The following is a 17,016-nucleotide window of genomic DNA, read 5'->3' on the forward strand; positions in this document are numbered from 1 at the left end:
ACTTTCCTATTCTGATACTTATGCAAGAAAAATCTGTTTCTTTTCAGCGCACTCTGGTCTGGTTCCGGCGTGATTTACGCTGCTTTGATCATGCCGCGTTATATCAGGCTTTACGCCATAGCAAAGAAGTCATCTGTGTTTTTATTTTTGATCAGACCATCTTAAAACATCTGCCAGCCAATGACAGGCGCGTGCGTTTCATTCACGACAGCATCATTGAGCTGCAACAGGAAATCGGCAAACTTGGCGGTAGCCTGTTGGTAATACACGGCGATCCTGCCACCGAAATTCCACGCGTTGCAGAACAACTGCAAGTCAACGCGGTCTTCACTAATCACGACTATGAGCCAGCGGCATTGCAACGCGATGCCGCGGTGAAAACCGCACTCGGTAAGCAACAGTGCGAATTTTTAAGCTATAAAGACCAGGTGATTTTTGAGAAAAACGAAGTTTTATCGCTAGCCGGTACGCCCTTTTCCGTCTTCACACCCTACAAGAACGCATGGCTGAAAAAATTCTATGCGGAAGGTAGTGATTTTTACGCAAAATCCTATCTGGTAGAAAAATATGCTGCACATTTTTGTCGTATCGATTTGGCCGGCATACCGGCTTTATCAGAGATGGGCTTCAGCGACGACCAGACTCAGGCACTTCCTATACGAACAGGCATGTCCGGCGGTACACAGCTGATCCAGGACTTTCTGGCGCGGATGAAACATTATGATGTTGCCCGCGATTTCCCGGCGCTCAAAGGGCCGTCATATTTGTCAGTGCATCTGCGTTTCGGCACGGTATCTGTGCGGCATCTGGTACGCGAAGCAATGCAACAAATCAGAACCAGCAGTAATCACGGTGCAGAAATCTGGCTGGCCGAACTGATTTGGCGCGATTTCTATTTTATGATTCTGCACCACCATCCGCATGTGACCGAACGTGCATTCAAGCCGGACTATGATGCGATTCAATGGGAAACAGGCACTCAGGCAGATGCGCATTTTGCCGCCTGGTGCGAAGGTAACACCGGCTATCCGCTGGTTGATGCAGCGATGCGGCAATTGAATCAGACTGGTTACATGCATAACCGCTTGCGCATGGTGACCGCCTGCTTTCTGATTAAGGATCTGGGCATAGACTGGCGGCGCGGTGAAGCTTATTTTGCCGAAAAACTGAATGACTTTGATTTATCGGCCAACAACGGCGGCTGGCAATGGGCCTCGTCATCCGGCTGCGACGCGCAACCATATTTCAGAATTTTTAATCCGATAACACAATCCGAAAAATTTGATGCCGATGGCAAATTCATTGCGCGCTATTTACCGCAACTAGCCAAACTGGATAAGCGCACAATACACGCACCATGGAAAGCGGCGCCCCTGCTATTACAACAAGCGGGCGTCAGTCTGGGAAAAGATTATCCTTATCCCATCGTCGAACATGACGTCGCGCGAAAGAAAACCCTGGAGCGTTATGCCGTAGTCAAAAAGCCAGGGACGCTATCTGCGGATTAAAGTGCATCAAGCAGCAACAGGCATTTGATAATATTGATGAGGACGGTGTAGCACGCACCCATAGTCAACTCAACATCGAGCCTAAAACAGCACGCAATTAACATAAAAAAGCAGAGACGAATCTCTGCTTTTTTTATTTTCCAAATCAGGAATTACTTACACTACAACTGCCTGCTCTTTACCAACAAAACCGACAATCGCTTCAAGTAAATCGTCTTCACGGTAAGGCTTACCGAAATATTCATTCACGCCAAGTTCGCGTGCGTAGTTGCGATGTTTATCGGCAGTACGCGACGTAATCATGATGATAGGAATATGTGCAGTACGAGCATCACTGCGAACGTTACGCGTCAAATCGAAACCATCCATGCGCGGCATTTCAATATCGACCAGCATCACGTCAGGCGTCACAGATTGCAGCTGTTCCAACGCATCAATACCGTCTTTCGCCAGCACGACCTGATAGCCTTCACGTGTCAGCAAACGCTGAGTAACGCGACGCACCGTCAGAGAATCATCAACGACCATCACGATATGCTGGGTTCGCAAACCCTGCACCGGCTCGGCATTCACCTGCGCTGTAGTATTTTCCTGATGCAAATCAGCGACGGCCCCTAAATCAGAAACCACTTCAGAACCGGATTGCGGCAAACGAGCATGTTCGTGTTCAGCCCGCTGCGCTAAAGGAACAGGATTCAGAATCAAAACGACTTCACCGGAACCCAGTACAGTCGCACCGGCAATACCCACCATACGTGCCAGTTGCGGGCCAATGTTTTTAACAACGACCTCACGATTACCGACGATATCATCGACGTGGATCGCTACGCGATCAGTACCGCTCTTCATGATCAGCAACGGTGTGTATTGCTGGGTCACAGGCACGGCGTCACGCTGACCTAACAGGGCAGACAAATAATGCATCGCAACACGTTGTCCCTGCCACATCAAAGCACCGTCATTGTAGGCATTGGCCAATGCATTCGACTTCAGATGCTGCACTTGTTCGACCAGAACCGATGGCACCGCATAAGTACGCCCACCAGCACTCAGCAACACGACCTGTGTTACGGCAAGCGTGAGCGGCAGGCGGATAGTGAATTCCGCGCCCTTACCTTCTACCGTAGAAACCTCAACACGACCACCCAGCGAGGCCGCCTCAGAACGGACAACGTCCATACCGACACCGCGTCCAGCCAGCTCTGTTACTTCATTCGCCGTTGAGAATCCAGGTTCAAAAATCAGGCTGGCAGTTTCAGCATCACCCGGCGTTTCATCTGTACCGATCAGACCAACGCTGAGCGCTTTCTGACGGATGTTTTGCAAATCCAGTCCCTGACCATCATCGTTGAAACGGATAACAACTTCGTTACCTTCCTGACGAATCTCGATCAGTAACTCACCGGTTTCTTGTTTGCCATTAAGACGGCGTACGTCACGTGTTTCGATACCGTGCACAATCGCGTTACGCAACAGATGCTCAAACGGGCCGACCATTTTTTCCAGAACGCCACGATCCATTTCAACGCCGGACCCACGGATATCCAGATTGACGCGCTTATCAACTTCTTTCGAAGTCTGACGGGTCACACGATACAAACGCTCGGAAACACTCGCAAACGGGATCATACGCACACGCATCAGATCCTGTTGCAACTCACGGGTCAGACGCGCCTGCACATGCAAATTACCGGAAGCGCCATCTATCGTCCGCGTCAGATTCGTCTGCACGGTTGCCACGTCGCTCACGCTTTCCGCCATCATGCGGGTCAGCTCTTGCAAACGGGTAAAACGGTCAAACTCCAGCGGATCAAATTCACGATCACCAGACAGCGCCATACGTGATGTAATCTGCGTTTCAGCCTGAATCTCTACTTCACGCAACTGATCACGCAAGCGACTGACGTTAGCGGTCAGTTCGCCTAATGACGAGCGCAAAGTACTGACTTCATTCTCTAAACGTGAGCGAGAAATAGACACTTCACCGGCCTGATTGACCAAGCGATCCAGCACGTCGGCGCGTACACGCACCAAAGGTACAGGCGCACCTGCAGTTGCTGGCGCACTGACAGGAGCATGTGGAATAGCCGTCGTCCTGACCGCAGACTGACTATCGGCAATCGGCATCAAAGGTGTCAGGCTGACCATTTCACGCGGCGTTTCGACGGTCTCCGCAGGAGCGATACCTGCTTCACTCGCGACCAATGCTTCCTGGAATTGATCCAGTTCTTGTGCTGCGGTTAATGGCTCAGGCAGCAATGGTTCAACGTGAGTCTCAGGGTTTTGCAAACGATCAAACAACTGCATGCTGTAATCATGGCGCGCCATTAAATCATCCATCAACGGCGCACGTACCGCACCACTGGTGTGCATCAGACTTTCAATACGCGTTTCCATGTCATGGATGTGCTGCCCTAAGCCCATCGCACCTGCCATCCGGGCACTACCTTTAATCGTATGCATCAGACGTGCAATCGACTGCGGTATTGCCGTGTCATCAGGCTGTGCCTGCCAGCTGCGCAGCAACTGACCTACCATCGGTAATAAGTCGTTTCCTTCTTCGAGGAAGACGGGCAACAAATCAAGATCGAGGTCATCTTTGACCTGTGTTGCTTGTTGCGGTGCGCTTTCGGGCAATGCAACATTCAGTTGCTGCACGACAGTCTCATCCGCCAGATTCAGTTTGTCAGATTCTTCAGTTGGTGTTTCCGCAAGTCCATCACCGGACAGCTCTTCTGCAACGTCAATTCCTGACAAATCTGCCGGATTAAGTTTTTCGTTTGTTGAGGTAATGAATTCCTCATCTGCACCAGAGCTGGAACGAGCGATAACCGCCGCCAACAACTGATCTAACTGTCTGACATCATCAGGGGCAAACTCTGCCATTTCAGACAACGCAAATTTCTGCAGCATCCGTTTTGCAGACTCCAACGCATGATCCAGCATGTCGAATTCAGCAGAGGTCAACATAACCGGATGACGCTCAAGGCGCTGTAAAACAGATTCCAGACTATGCGCCAACTCTTTCAACGGAATCAGACCAACAGTTGCAGAACTGCCGGCAAGAGAATGACTCGCATGAATCGCGTGTGTAGAAACATGACGCTCAGGTTCGTGGCGCCACTCAGATAAATCCTGCGTCAGGAAGCGAACGATTTCGTCGGTTTCTGCCATGTATATTGAGTACAGCGGCAGACTGATTTCAAGATCACCGATACGTTTGACATTGTCATCGATCGTCACGACCGGCTTATTCAACTCCGGAAATTCGATAATTTTTGCGCCAGCAGAATCAGAAGCTGGCTCAGCCACTGCAACCGGCGCCTCAACTATCTGTGGTACTGAGTCTTCAATATCGGCAACAGAAGAAACTTCGTCAACAGTATCCTCAGACGTCATGACAGTTGCTACGATCTGCTCTTCCACCGGACTCAGCAAATCAACAACTTCTTCAGGTTCAGTTACCGGATTTTGAATGTCCGCAGCAACCGCATCGGGAGTAGAAAAACTGATTGATTCAATCGATTCAGTTGTTGCAGTATCAGCGGCAATAAAGATGTCATCTGACGCAGGTAAAGGATGCGCCGTCGTGACGTCATCAAGCGTTGCTGCCGTCTCAGCCAATATGTTCGCCGCACTTGGCAAATCGTCGAATGCACTGAGCTCAAATCCAGATGTCAGCTCGTCTGTCGCTACATCCGCAGCCACATCCACTAACGGCAACGCTTCTATCGTTTCTGCACCGTCATCAAGAATCGCGAATGCATCACCGTCCACAGTAAGCGAAGTTGCAATAAGGGGCTCATCAAGCGCCCCGGCAATCGCGGATTCTTCCACTTCAGATACATCATGTGCTACAGGTTCTGGCAACAATTCATCTTCAGGCTCAATTGCCACAGGCTGCTCTGGCATTTCTGACACTACAGCTGGTAACTCGTCAGCGTCCTGAAAATCAAGACCGGCTTTGATTCGTTCTGCTGCAGCGATAATCGCAGCGCCGGTTCTTGCCGACTGGCCTGATTGCTTGAGCTCATCAACCCAGGCATTCATCTCACTCGCTGTACGATCGAGTAGTGCATACAGATTGTCATCACCACGACGCGATTCCGACAACCATAAGTTCATCACCTGCTCAATGCTCCAGGCAGTTTCACCGAACACATTCAGTCCAACCATGCGGCTACTGCCCTTCAATGTATGGAAGGAGCGGCGCAAGCTGGTCAGATATTCCTGGTTGTCAACATCAGCACGTGAACGCGGCAAGGTGTCCTGGACAAAATGCAAAACTTCATCTGCCTCTGTCAGGAAAATTTCGAGCAACTCAGCATCAATTGCCTCGTCACTTTGCGGCAAAACAGCAGCAACAGTCGTCGCTTTCACTTCCGCCACAGCAACCGGTGAGGTGGCGGCAACGATATCCTGCAAACTCTCCGTTGAATGTGACTCTTCACCTGACCCAAGCAATTCAATCGCTGCTTTTGCACGACCACTTGCAGCTGAGTCATCCAATAAAGTCGCCACCGAGCGTTCAGACTCCAGCGAATCTTTCAACTGCGCCTTCAGTGTTTTATCGTCAGGATTTTCAGCAAGAGACACAGCGAGACGTGCCGATTCGTGCTGTTGGTTGAGTAATTCTTTTTCTGCGGTTAAAACGGAAGAGGACTCTTCAGTGGAAGCTTGTAACTGATCAGCTGAGAAAATCACATCCTCGCTGACAGGTAATAACTCTTTCTGCGCCGGTGCATCCAACAGATTAGGACGGAAAAGACCCGCTTCAGCGTCAAACACAAATTTCTTTTTCGCTGTTTCTGGCTGTGTCTGCAAAGTTTCAATGAAAAAACTCAGAGCGCCAATATTTTGCGCCAGTTTTTGATGCTCAGCTTCACGATCAGATTCAGACAACTCTTTGGAGTCCGCCAACGTAGCAACCGTCTGTCTGGTCGTTTCCAAGGCTTGCATCGCCGCATCCTGATCCAGAATCGCCATCGCGCCACTGACCTGATGCAGCATGTTATCGATCGAATGCAGAGATTCACTTTGCGCAGGATCACGGAAGTATTCGTCCAGTGTTTTTTCAACCTGACGCAAACTCGTCTGAATTTCAGAAACAAGAACCGTCATGGTCTGACGCTGCTGTGCCTCGCGCGAAATTTCACCCATCCAGGCTGCTTGCGACTGCGGCTCATCGCCGGATACAACCGATAATAAGCGTGCAGTAATTTCATCCGCGCGCTCGGAAAAATGTGCTGGTAAACGGGTAATCTGATCCAGTGCATTTTCAACGAATAACAAGCTTGTCGCCAATTCCAGAGCCAGCTTACTGCCATCTGCAGAATGTGCGACATGTCTGGCAATACCGCTTAATTCGCGTAAAAGCTTAGATAGCGAGGGCACATTTAAACCCGTGCCCGTCTCTGCCAGATCCTTCATTTTTTGCGAAAATTTATCAGCCAGACTGGCATCGCCGTTCGCAATCCGGCCCCATAAATTTTTAACAGCGGTCAGCTGTTCTTTTGCAGTACTTAATACGCCTGCCGCAATCTGACCATAATTTTTTTCGTTATAGTCAGTCGGTACTTTGTTATCCAGTTGATATGCGCGACGAATACTGGACACAAACGCAGACGGTTTTTCTACCTGAGCTAAAAAGAACAAGGCATCTCTGAGCAGACGCTCAGGAATCGTGTTGACACCATCGACAAGACGACGGATTTGTAAATTAATACGCCCGAAAATTTGTTTGACGTATTGCTGATCGTCGATCCCACCATCGGCGACCGCCTCAACAAATGCCCTCATCACAACCCAGAAAGCTTTCGCCTGAGAATTGGTCTGCATCTGATCGATTTCATGAATCAGGCCGTGCATGTTCTCGGCTGCTTCGCGTCGCTTTTGCTGATCTTTGCTCGTCAGTACCGTCAGCAGCAATTTCTCAAAACGCTGACGTAAGCCACTGTAATTCGCAGGTTTGCCATTTGGCGTTACAGCGAGTTCAGGAATTCTTTCGCTGACAGATAACGCTGGGAAAAATAAGTCTGCCGGATGTATCCGCTCCGCCCCCTTGAGCTCAAGGAGTGCACGGTAATAAGGGAACAATCGGACTGGCTGGTGCGGTGCCCCGGAAAGTAAATCCTCAAGGTAACGTAATACAGCATGAAAAGCGTCGAGAATGACATCAATATTTGCCTGTGTCATTTCCAACTGACTGCTTTGCAAGCGTTCTATCAATTCCTCAATGGTTTCAGTGACGATAGAAACGCCGTCAATATCAACGATTTGCAAAGCACCATGTGCCTGATGCAAATAACTTTTCGCATGCAATAAAGTGGTAGATCTTGCGTCAACATCCTGTGCAAGCGCTTCAGTCAGCACTTTGCCAGCGTTGGTCATCGCTTCCCGCACCTCGGGCATAACCCAGGAGAGTGGTCCAGTATCAAACTGTTCCTGAGGCAGATGTGACGAATTTGAAAAATCGGATGTCATGCGCGCTCCGCAAACTCAAGAGACGATGAACCGCGGTTCATCGTCTGCAAATATGATAGGGTCGTTTTAAGCAACCCATAGACTGGAAAATCAGGCAGTTACACGGAAACGGGATACTGAGTTTTTCAATTCCTCAGCCAACAGAGACAATTGCTTAATCGACTCGGATGTTTGCTGTGTACCGTTCTGGGTCTGTTCGGTAATAGTCAGAATGTGCTGAATATTTTGTGCAACACCGTTTGCTGACGTCGCTTGCTGTTCAGTCGCCAGAGAAATGCCTTGAATCAGTTCGGCCAGACGGTTAGAAACGCTACGGATCTCAGACAAAGCGGTACCTGCCGCATCTGACAGTTTTGCTCCCTCAACCACACCCTGTGTCGATTTTTCCATCGCGGCAACCGCGTCATGAGTATCCGTTTGAATCGTACGCACCAGCGCACCAATCTGCTTTGTCGCTTCAGCTGAACGTTCCGCCAGACGCTGCACCTCTTCCGCAACCACCGAGAAGCCTCGACCTGCTTCACCTGCAGATGCCGCCTGAATCGCCGCATTCAGCGCCAGTACGTTGGTCTGTTCGGTAATGTCAGAAATCAGTTCAGTGATTTCACCAATTTCCTGGGACGATTCACCCAGACGTTTAATCCGTTTAGACGTTTCCTGAATTTGTTCGCGGATCTCGTTCATACCCTTGATCGCATCTTCCACCGCATGCGCGCCCTGTTCCGCCGCAGCAACCGATTGACGCGCAACTTCTGCAGACTCATTCGCAGAGCGCGAAACGTCGGTAATATCCTGCGCCATCGTCAGAACTACCTGACCGGCATCGGAAATTTCACGCGACTGTTGCTCTGACGCTTCCAACAAGTTATCTGAAATACCTTGCGCCTGATTCGACGCAGACGTAACTTGTTCAGCTGTCGTCGTAACCCGGCCGACCAGACCACGCAACTCTTCCACTGTGTAGTTAACCGAGTCGGCAATCGCGCCTGTAATATCTTCGGAAACCGTCGCCTGAATAGTCAAGTCACCATCCGCAACTTCCTGCAATTCATTCATCAGTCGCAAAATCGCGGCCTGATTCTGATCGTTTGCAGCTTTCGCTTCTTCCTCTTGTTTTTGCGCTTGCAACATTTGCTCCGCAGCTTCCTGACGGCGTTCATTCGCTTCTTTAGCGCGATTACGGCTATCCTGCAACAGAACCAAAGCAATACCAACCGCAGATGCTAACGCAACGGCCGCGGAAATCAACATCAGCCAGAAGGAAAAACTGGTGGAATCCTGCTGATCCGTATATGTCTTTTGTAACTTAGTCAGTTTCGACTTCAGCTCTTCGTTTTCGTTAAACAATAACTGTTCAGATTGTTTGGCGGCAATGAAGTTTTGCAAGTTACCCAGAATAGTGGAAACCGAAGCCTGATATTCAGCAAAAGCCTTTTTCAATTCTTCCAGTTTTTCGCGAGTATCCGCGTCTTTCGTCGGCGTCAGCCGAAGAACCTCACTACCGTTAAGAAAACCTTCCACCAGATCGCGGAAAGTATTCGTATCTTTACCTAGCAGGAAAGCAGTCTCTGGATTAACACCCTCAGAAGTCAAGAATTCATTCGCGCTACGACCCAGACGCTGGGTCAACATGACCAACTGACCGGAAGCAGAAATCTCACGAGCGGATCCACCGCCTTGTACTTTCAGCGTAGAAATCTGCTCAGTCAATTCCAGCAGAACCGGAGACAGCGAATTCAGCTTTTGCAGCGTCTGACCAAAACCGGTCAGTTCCTGACGACGAGCTAAAATGGTTTCAGATGCTTTATTAGAATTCTGCCACGCTTTGATGGTTTCTTTTAAAACGGGCTCAAGAGTGGAGTCGGCAGATTTAACATCACGACCTTGATAAGTACCACCATCCAGCAGGACTTTCAGATCGTTATTAATTTCTTTACGACTGTCTTCCAGCTGTTTAAACGCCTGAACGTTACCCTGAATCGAGTTTGGTGCCGCCTTACCAATACGCTGGGAATGCATCAGCACGTCACCGGAAATCTGCACCTGCGTGGAGATCAGCGCAGAATGATTCGCATTGAGCCAAACGAAAAATGCACCAGCCACTAACGCACCGACCATGGTTGTGGACAGAATGCGCATTTGCCTTTGCAATGACATTTTGCCGATGATCGGTAAATAAATGTCGCCGCCTTTTTCCAAAGCGTCACCGATGAATGTCGCATCAGCGCGATTATGAGTCGTATCGAAGTCAGTTTCAGCTTGCTTGTGCTCGCCTTCCTGAGATGATTCTGGCGTTAACATTTTCACGTTACTGGCCTCCTCAACTTCAACCGAGCCAGCATTACCGAATGACCTTGCCGCAACTTCTGCTCCGTCAATTTCCGGATTTTCTTTTCCCTTGGACAAGAACGGTAGTTTCAATGCCATTACTGAATCTCCTAAACGATTGAATATCTGTCAGCGTTGCTTCAAATGAAGCACTGACTATAAACCTATATGCAGAAAATCCTGATTCTGCACCAACGCAGCCAGGCTAAGTTCATGCCACACATTTCCATCACGGTCACGAAACCGTCTTTGCAACCACTCCTGACTATTCCCGTCAGTCTCACCAGATGCAATCTCTTCCATCTCAGCAAGGTTACGCAAACCCAGAACCTGCGAGACCAGCAAACCACTATTGAACCCCAACGCGGGTGCAAAACCGACAATACGGCAAGAATTGTCGAGTTTGGTCAGTTCAAATCCCTGAAACCGCGACAAATCAACCACACTGGTCAGGTTACCGCGGATGTTTGACAATCCCACGTACCAATCCTTAGTTAATGGTACGTTGGTCAGTAGTGTGGCACTGACAATTTCACCAGCTTCCCGCAGATCAAGCAAATAACGCTGCTGCCCGATAATGATCCCCAATTGACTAAGCTTGGAGAAGCCGCCACGCTGCGCAGCCTGCATACGCTCAACCAACTGCGCCTGAAACTCACGCAAACGCGTACGTCGCACACCACTGTCTGACTTGGTAATTTCAAGGTTAGCAGCAGAGTCACTCAAAGTCTTAGTCATGAGGCTATCCGGGTATTTCTTTTAAATAGAGACAAGCAGGCGATCTGCGGATCATTAACTAAGAGCGGCAATTTTTGCCAACAACTCTTGTGGGTCAATTGGCTTTACCAGGTAATCCTTGGCGCCTTGACGCAAACCCCAGATACGATCTGTCTCCTGATTCTTGCTGGTACAGATGATAATTGGCACATCCTGTGTTTCCGGATCTTTGGCAATAGCACGCGTGATCTGAAAACCGTTTTGCCCAGGCATCACTACATCCATCAGAATCAACTGTGGTTTATCTGCCTTAATTTTTGTCAGGGCTTCCTCGCCATTTTCAGCGGTAGATACAGAGAAGCCATTTCTAACCAAAACTTCCGTTAAAAAATAACGCTCTGTAGGAGAGTCATCTACTATTAATATTTTTTGAATAGCCATTCGCTAATTCCTCACATAAAACTGAATTATTTTTCCTGTGTATCGGTCGTGTAATTCCGCACAGTTCTCAAAAGACTATCTTTTGTAAAAGGTTTGGTCAGATATTCATCAGAACCGACCATGGCGCCGCGCGCTCTGTCAAACAGTCCATCCTTGGAAGATAACATAATGACAGGTGTATCCCTGAATTTGACACTTTTCTTTATCAAGGCGCAGGTTTGATAACCATCCAGCCTTGGCATCAGAATGTCGCAAAAAATCAGGTCAGGATGAGAATCGTTAATCTTTGCGAGTGCGTCAAAGCCGTCCTCAGCCAAGACGATTGTATAACCAGCTTGTCCGAGGAATATCTCTGCCGATCGACGTATCGTGCTGCTATCGTCAATCACCATGATTTTCAAGTTTTCATTGCTTGCCAACGCTGACATAAAATCATCTTCCCGACAGAAAAATAGCAAGCTACCACTTTAACAAAAAAAATTTCGATCTGGCGTTTATTTCCCTGCAATAAACATTCCGTATCGCCAAAAAGACACACTTTTATAGTCTAAAAGACACATTCCTATCAAATTGCTGTCATTTCAAAATCTTCTTTACGGGCGCCACACTCAGGACAAGTCCAGTTCATGGGTACATCATCCCATAAAGTACCGGCAGGAATACCATCTTCGAGGGAACCTTGTTCTTCATCATAAACCCAGCCACAAATCAGACACATCCATGTTTTATACTGTGGCTTTTCGCCAGCACTCTCACTCACGACTAAAATCCTTCAATCAAGTAAAATATTAAATATCCTGCATAAAATTACAAAAGCCTGCATTTCTGCGTAATTTTTCTTTTTCGAACCATCCTTGGTTCGTCAAGGTTGCCTATATTAATCTACCAAACGTGCAAAACCAAATTTCTCCCATTATTCTTAGTTTTGGTGCTTCAGACCCGGTCGGAGCAACGGGACTGTTTGCGGATCTGGCATCATTTGCCGCAATGGGCTGCCACGGACTGCCAGTTGTGACCGCCATTCTTACTGGCGATACATCGCAAATTGATGGCATCCATCCATTAGACGCGGATCTGATTGACGAGCAAGCCAGAACCGTTCTGGAAGATATGCCCGTGCTCACGATTAAGGTCGGCCAGGTCGGTAGCGTGGATAACGTCACGACCATTGCCGAGATCGTCTCGGATTATCCGGAAATGCCCTTGATTCTGGATCCATTTAATACCGCAATCACAGATCACATTCCCGATGCAGAAGACCTGACCTTATCTATCCGGGAATTACTAATCCCACAAGCGACGTTATTACTGATTTCAGCGGTGGAACTGTCACGCCTGGCAGAAACCTGGAAGGAAAATGCAGAACCGGAAGACTTAACGGCAGATGCGATGGCGTTAATTGATTCCGGTTGCGAATATGTTTTTGTCACCGGAACACCGTGCAACAGCGGAGAGGTCGCAAATACGCTGTTCAGCGAATCTGGTATCGTCAGACGAGACGTCTGGCAACGCGTGCCTGGCTCTCATGCCGGAGCAGGGTCAACGCTCTCCGCTGCAATTACAGCCTTACTGGCAACGGGTCTTGAGATTCCAGAGGCGGTAATGGAAGCACAGGAATTTACCATGGCGGCCGTGAGCCACGCGCAGCAGTTAGGGATGGGGAAACTGATTCCTGACCGCTATTTCTGGGCGAGAGAACCTGAACACTGAATACACACTGTCTGTACACGCTGTATAAACGCATCATCCAGCGGCAACACCATTCGAACCAATTATCCTTTCTATCATGACGAATAAAAACGAAATCCTGTTTGCACGTGCGCAAAAAACGACTCCCGGCGGCGTCAATTCTCCGGTCAGAGCTTTTCGCTCCGTCGGCGGTACGCCTCGCTTTATCACCCGTGCTGAGGGCGCCTACTTCTGGGATGCAGAAGATCAGCGTTACATCGACTATATCGGCTCTTGGGGTCCCGCCATTGTCGGCCATGCACACCCTGATGTTGTGAAAGCCGTTCAGGAAGCTGCCGCCCGCGGATTGAGCTTTGGTGCGCCGACCGAAGGCGAAGTGTTGATGGCGGAAGAAATCTGCAACATCGTTCCAGGCGTAGAGCAAATCCGCCTGGTATCGAGCGGAACTGAAGCGACGATGAGTGCGTTGCGCCTCGCCCGCGGAGCGACTAAACGCGACAAAATTATTAAATTCGAGGGTTGCTACCACGGCCACGCCGACGCGTTGTTAGTGAAAGCTGGCAGCGGCTTGCTGACTTTCGGCAACCCGACATCGGCAGGTGTGCCGGAAGATTTCAGCAAACATACACTGGTGCTCGACTATAACAACAGTCAGCAACTGGAAGATGTATTCCAATCGATCGGGGATCAGATCGCCTGCATAATTGTTGAGCCAGTTGCGGGCAATATGAATCTGATTCGTGCCACGCCAGAATTCCTGCAAACCATGCGCCGTCTTTGCACTAAGCATGGCAGCGTGCTGATTTTTGATGAAGTGATGTGCGGTTTCCGCGTCGGACTGCAAGGGGCTCAGGCCTTGTATGGAATACAGGCCGATCTGGTATGCATGGGTAAAGTCATCGGCGGTGGCTTGCCAGTGGCCGCATTTGGTGGACGTGCCGATCTCATGGCGCACATGGCACCGCTCGGCGGCGTCTATCAGGCGGGGACTTTATCAGGCAACCCGGTCGCCGTCGCGGCAGGCATGACAACATTAAAAATTATTCAGCAACCAGGTTTTTACGAGCAATTGACGGCACAAACCCGCAAACTCGCGGATGGCCTGACTGCGGTAGGACAACAAGCAGGCTTTGATTTCTGTGCAGACGCGGTCGGTGGCATGTTTGGTCTGTATTTCGCGGCACAGATTCCCGATTCCTATGCCGCGATGATGGCGACGGACAAAGGTAAATTTAATCGTTTCTTCCATCTGATGCTCGATGCTGGCGTTTATCTCGCACCATCGGCTTTTGAAGCAGGCTTCGTTTCGATCGCGCATGACGATGCGATTATTGATACGACGATAGCAGCAGCCAAACAAGCATTCTCAACACTGTAACTCCTAATATTCACGCGGTTGCCAGAGCAAAAATAGCCTGTCAGCCGCGTGAATACTCAGAGTCCTGTTTTACCCTTCCTTTTTTATGCGCTTTTTCCATCTCCTTACCGTCTGAAACTCACCCGTGTTTCTCTGCCAGACAAATGCAGGCTAGCCTCCTGTTTTGGGGTTTCACTGATGATCTGACCGCGCTTAATCACGTAGCGTCGCACCGGGCGCAAACGTAATGCCTCAATACTGCTGGCAGCATCAAGAATAACGAAATCCGCAAAGCAGCCCGGCTGCAAACCATAGCCTTCCAGCCCCATGATTTTGGCGGGTGTTTTAGTCACGGCATCGAAACACTGTCGCATCGCCTGCTGCCCGGTCATTTGGGCAACATGCAAACCCATGCTCGCTACTTCCAGCATGTCACCCGACCCCAGGCTATACCAGGGATCCATTACGCAATCATGTCCGAAAGCCACGTCGATTCCCGCTGCCAGCATTTCTGGAACGCGTGTCATGCCACGACGTTTAGGGTAAGTATCGTGACGGCCTTGCAAAGTAATGTTAATCAAGGGATTGGCAATGGCAGCAACCCCTGCTTCACGCATCAGCGGCAACAACTTACTGACGTAGTAGTTATCCATCGAATGCATGGATGTCAGATGCGATCCCGTCACCCGATGATGCAAACCGAGACGCTGCGTATGAAAGGCCAGCGTTTCTATATGACGTGACAGAGGATCATCGGATTCATCGCAATGCATATCAACGCGCAAACCTTTTTCTGCAGCAAACTCACATAACAGACGCACTGATTCGGCACCTTCTGCCATCGTCCGTTCAAAATGCGGAATGCCGCCAACTACATCCACGCCCATCGCAATCGCGCGTTTCAGATTATCGAATGCTGTCGGACTGCGTAATAAGCCGTCCTGCGGAAATGCCACCAACTGCAAATCAATATACGGTGCCACCTGCCGCTTCACGTCCAGCAAAGCCTCTGCAGCCAGCAAACGGTCATCACAAATATCGACATGGGTACGTATTGCCAGCAAACCTTTGGCAATCGCCCAGTCGCAATAGTCGATCGCTCTGGCAACCAGTGCTTCCTGCGTCAGCATTGGTTTGAGTTCACCCCATAGCGCGATTCCCTCCAACAGCGTTCCTGACTGATTCACGCGTGGCAAACCGTATGAAAGCACGGCATCCATATGGAAATGCGCGTCAACAAACGGTGTGCTGAGCAAATCCCCGTTCGCATCAATTTCAGGAATACTTATCTTCGGTAAGCGTTCCGCTATCACTTCTATCCTGCCCTGCCGCACGAGAATATCGACACCGCTGCGGCCATCGGGCAAATGCGCATTACGGATCATCAGATCATGCATGTGAAATCCTTTCTGGATGTTTGCAAAAATTTTAACCGCTAGCGATATCCTGCGTCATAATCTCATCATCGAAAAGCAGGAATTTTTATGGCAACAATGAAGCAGGTCGCGGAAAAAGCGCGCGTATCAACGACTACCGTTTCGCATGTGATCAATAATACCCGGGTTGTCAGCGATGATGCCCGTGAGCGTGTTCTCTCTGTCATCAAGGAATTACGCTACATTCCCAGCGCCGTTGCACGCAGTTTAAAAAATGACCGGACCCATACCCTCGGTATGATGATTCCTAATAATTCGAATCCGTATTTCGCCGAAGTAATCCAGGGCATAGAAGATGCGTCATTCAAACTCGGCTATAACATTATTTTGTGTAATTCTGATGATGATCCGAAAAAGCAGGCTGCGTATATCCGGGTACTGATGGAAAAACGGATTGACGGTCTGATTCTGGTGCCATCAGGATCTGACGAAGAATTAACAAAATTGCTGGCCGATGAAGGCATCCCGAAAGTGCTGGTTGACCGTGAAGTGGCAGGCGTTGCGGCAGATTTAATTGAAGCCGATCACGTACAGGGCGGCTATGATGCGACCCGCTATCTGATAGGGTTAGGACATCGCCGGATCGCCTGTGTTGCCGGACCAGACACGCTGCTACCGAGCGGTGGTCGGGTCACCGGTTATTTACGCGCGTTAGCCGAAGCAAAGCTGGAATTCCGTACGGAATATCTGATCCATAGTGACTTTACCAGCCAGGGCGGATTTAATGCATTTAAACAGTTACTGGCCTTACCTGAAAAACCAACGGCGATTTTTGTCAGCAATGATCTGATGGCGATCGGTGGCATCTGCGCAGCAAATGAAGCTGGCGTAAAAATACCGCAACAGCTCTCCGTCATCGGTTACGACGATATTGCACTGGCCTCATTCAGCACGCCACCATTGACGACCATCGCACAACCTAAACACGATATAGGGCAACTCACTGCGCAAGTTCTCGTGGCCAGAATTACGAATCCAGCCCTTCCGTTACGACGTGAAATGCTGAGGTCTCAGCTGATCGTCCGTCAATCGACAGCAAAACCGGAAAACTAAGATT

Annotated in this window: 11 protein-coding genes; 4 read left to right on the plus strand and 7 right to left on the minus strand. The window is 49.5% G+C overall.

Annotated features, from left to right (window positions below):
- Window positions 1–20 precede the first annotated feature (20 nt).
- Window positions 21–1,508 (plus strand): cryptochrome/photolyase family protein, encoded by a 1,488-nt coding sequence (locus KDM87_RS11205; RefSeq protein ID WP_212679139.1) that lies wholly within the window; start codon window positions 21–23, stop codon window positions 1,506–1,508.
- Between the two features lie 156 nt (window positions 1,509–1,664).
- Here the strand turns inward: KDM87_RS11205 and KDM87_RS17740 are convergent, their stop codons facing one another.
- From KDM87_RS17740 to KDM87_RS11235, 6 genes are all read right to left on the minus strand, one after another.
- Window positions 1,665–7,991, minus strand: a complete 6,327-nt coding sequence (locus KDM87_RS17740; protein WP_230407713.1) for an Hpt domain-containing protein — start codon at window positions 7,989–7,991, stop codon at window positions 1,665–1,667.
- 90 nt (window positions 7,992–8,081) lie between these two features.
- Window positions 8,082–10,418, minus strand: a complete 2,337-nt coding sequence (locus KDM87_RS11215) for a methyl-accepting chemotaxis protein (RefSeq protein ID WP_212679141.1) — start codon at window positions 10,416–10,418, stop codon at window positions 8,082–8,084.
- Between the two features lie 57 nt (window positions 10,419–10,475).
- Window positions 10,476–11,057, minus strand: coding sequence for a chemotaxis protein CheW (locus tag KDM87_RS11220; RefSeq protein ID WP_186897048.1), 582 nt, complete (start codon window positions 11,055–11,057; stop codon window positions 10,476–10,478).
- Between the two features lie 54 nt (window positions 11,058–11,111).
- Window positions 11,112–11,477, minus strand: a complete 366-nt coding sequence (locus KDM87_RS11225) for a response regulator transcription factor (RefSeq protein ID WP_186882842.1) — start codon at window positions 11,475–11,477, stop codon at window positions 11,112–11,114.
- 26 nt (window positions 11,478–11,503) lie between these two features.
- The gene (locus KDM87_RS11230) at window positions 11,504–11,905 is read right to left on the minus strand and encodes a response regulator (protein ID WP_212679143.1); all 402 of its coding nucleotides are present in this window, start codon (window positions 11,903–11,905) and stop codon (window positions 11,504–11,506) included.
- A 137-nt stretch (window positions 11,906–12,042) separates the two neighbouring features.
- Entirely contained in the window at window positions 12,043–12,195 is a 153-nt protein-coding gene (locus tag KDM87_RS11235; protein ID WP_200179279.1) for a rubredoxin, read from the minus strand.
- A gap of 173 nt (window positions 12,196–12,368) precedes the next feature.
- Here KDM87_RS11235 and thiD point away from each other — a divergent pair, with 173 nt between their 5' ends.
- Together thiD and hemL are read left to right on the plus strand one after the other, a co-directional pair.
- Complete coding sequence (thiD, locus tag KDM87_RS11240) at window positions 12,369–13,187, plus strand: bifunctional hydroxymethylpyrimidine kinase/phosphomethylpyrimidine kinase (protein ID WP_186897049.1); 819 nt, start codon at window positions 12,369–12,371, stop codon at window positions 13,185–13,187.
- A 76-nt stretch (window positions 13,188–13,263) separates the two neighbouring features.
- Window positions 13,264–14,544 (plus strand): glutamate-1-semialdehyde 2,1-aminomutase, encoded by a 1,281-nt coding sequence (gene hemL / locus KDM87_RS11245; RefSeq protein ID WP_212679144.1) that lies wholly within the window; start codon window positions 13,264–13,266, stop codon window positions 14,542–14,544.
- Between the two features lie 104 nt (window positions 14,545–14,648).
- Here hemL and KDM87_RS11250 read toward each other — a convergent pair whose 3' ends face one another.
- Window positions 14,649–15,920, minus strand: coding sequence for an amidohydrolase family protein (locus KDM87_RS11250; protein ID WP_212679145.1), 1,272 nt, complete (start codon window positions 15,918–15,920; stop codon window positions 14,649–14,651).
- An 87-nt stretch (window positions 15,921–16,007) separates the two neighbouring features.
- On the opposite strand from KDM87_RS11250, the gene KDM87_RS11255 reads away from it, so the two are divergent.
- Window positions 16,008–17,012, plus strand: a complete 1,005-nt coding sequence (locus KDM87_RS11255) for a LacI family DNA-binding transcriptional regulator (protein WP_230407714.1) — start codon at window positions 16,008–16,010, stop codon at window positions 17,010–17,012.
- The last annotated feature ends 4 nt before the right edge of the window (window positions 17,013–17,016 follow it).

Source organism: Cognatundibacterium rivi (assembly GCF_018139565.1).
In the GTDB taxonomy this organism is placed as follows: domain Bacteria; phylum Pseudomonadota; class Gammaproteobacteria; order Burkholderiales; family Burkholderiaceae_D; genus Undibacterium; species Undibacterium rivi.

What these genes read in the sequence shown, in the direction of transcription:
- KDM87_RS11205 (WP_212679139.1), top strand. Translation starts at nt 21, where the DNA reads ATGCAAGAAAAATCTGTTTCTTTTCAGCGCACTCTGGTCTGGTTCCGG.
- KDM87_RS17740 (WP_230407713.1), bottom strand. Translation starts at nt 7,991, where the DNA reads ATGACATCCGATTTTTCAAATTCGTCACATCTGCCTCAGGAACAGTTT.
- KDM87_RS11215 (WP_212679141.1), bottom strand. Translation starts at nt 10,418, where the DNA reads ATGGCATTGAAACTACCGTTCTTGTCCAAGGGAAAAGAAAATCCGGAA.
- KDM87_RS11220 (WP_186897048.1), bottom strand. Translation starts at nt 11,057, where the DNA reads ATGACTAAGACTTTGAGTGACTCTGCTGCTAACCTTGAAATTACCAAG.
- KDM87_RS11225 (WP_186882842.1), bottom strand. Translation starts at nt 11,477, where the DNA reads ATGGCTATTCAAAAAATATTAATAGTAGATGACTCTCCTACAGAGCGT.
- KDM87_RS11230 (WP_212679143.1), bottom strand. Translation starts at nt 11,905, where the DNA reads ATGTCAGCGTTGGCAAGCAATGAAAACTTGAAAATCATGGTGATTGAC.
- KDM87_RS11235 (WP_200179279.1), bottom strand. Translation starts at nt 12,195, where the DNA reads ATGTGTCTGATTTGTGGCTGGGTTTATGATGAAGAACAAGGTTCCCTC.
- hemL (WP_212679144.1), top strand. Translation starts at nt 13,264, where the DNA reads ATGACGAATAAAAACGAAATCCTGTTTGCACGTGCGCAAAAAACGACT.
- KDM87_RS11250 (WP_212679145.1), bottom strand. Translation starts at nt 15,920, where the DNA reads ATGCATGATCTGATGATCCGTAATGCGCATTTGCCCGATGGCCGCAGC.
- KDM87_RS11255 (WP_230407714.1), top strand. Translation starts at nt 16,008, where the DNA reads ATGGCAACAATGAAGCAGGTCGCGGAAAAAGCGCGCGTATCAACGACT.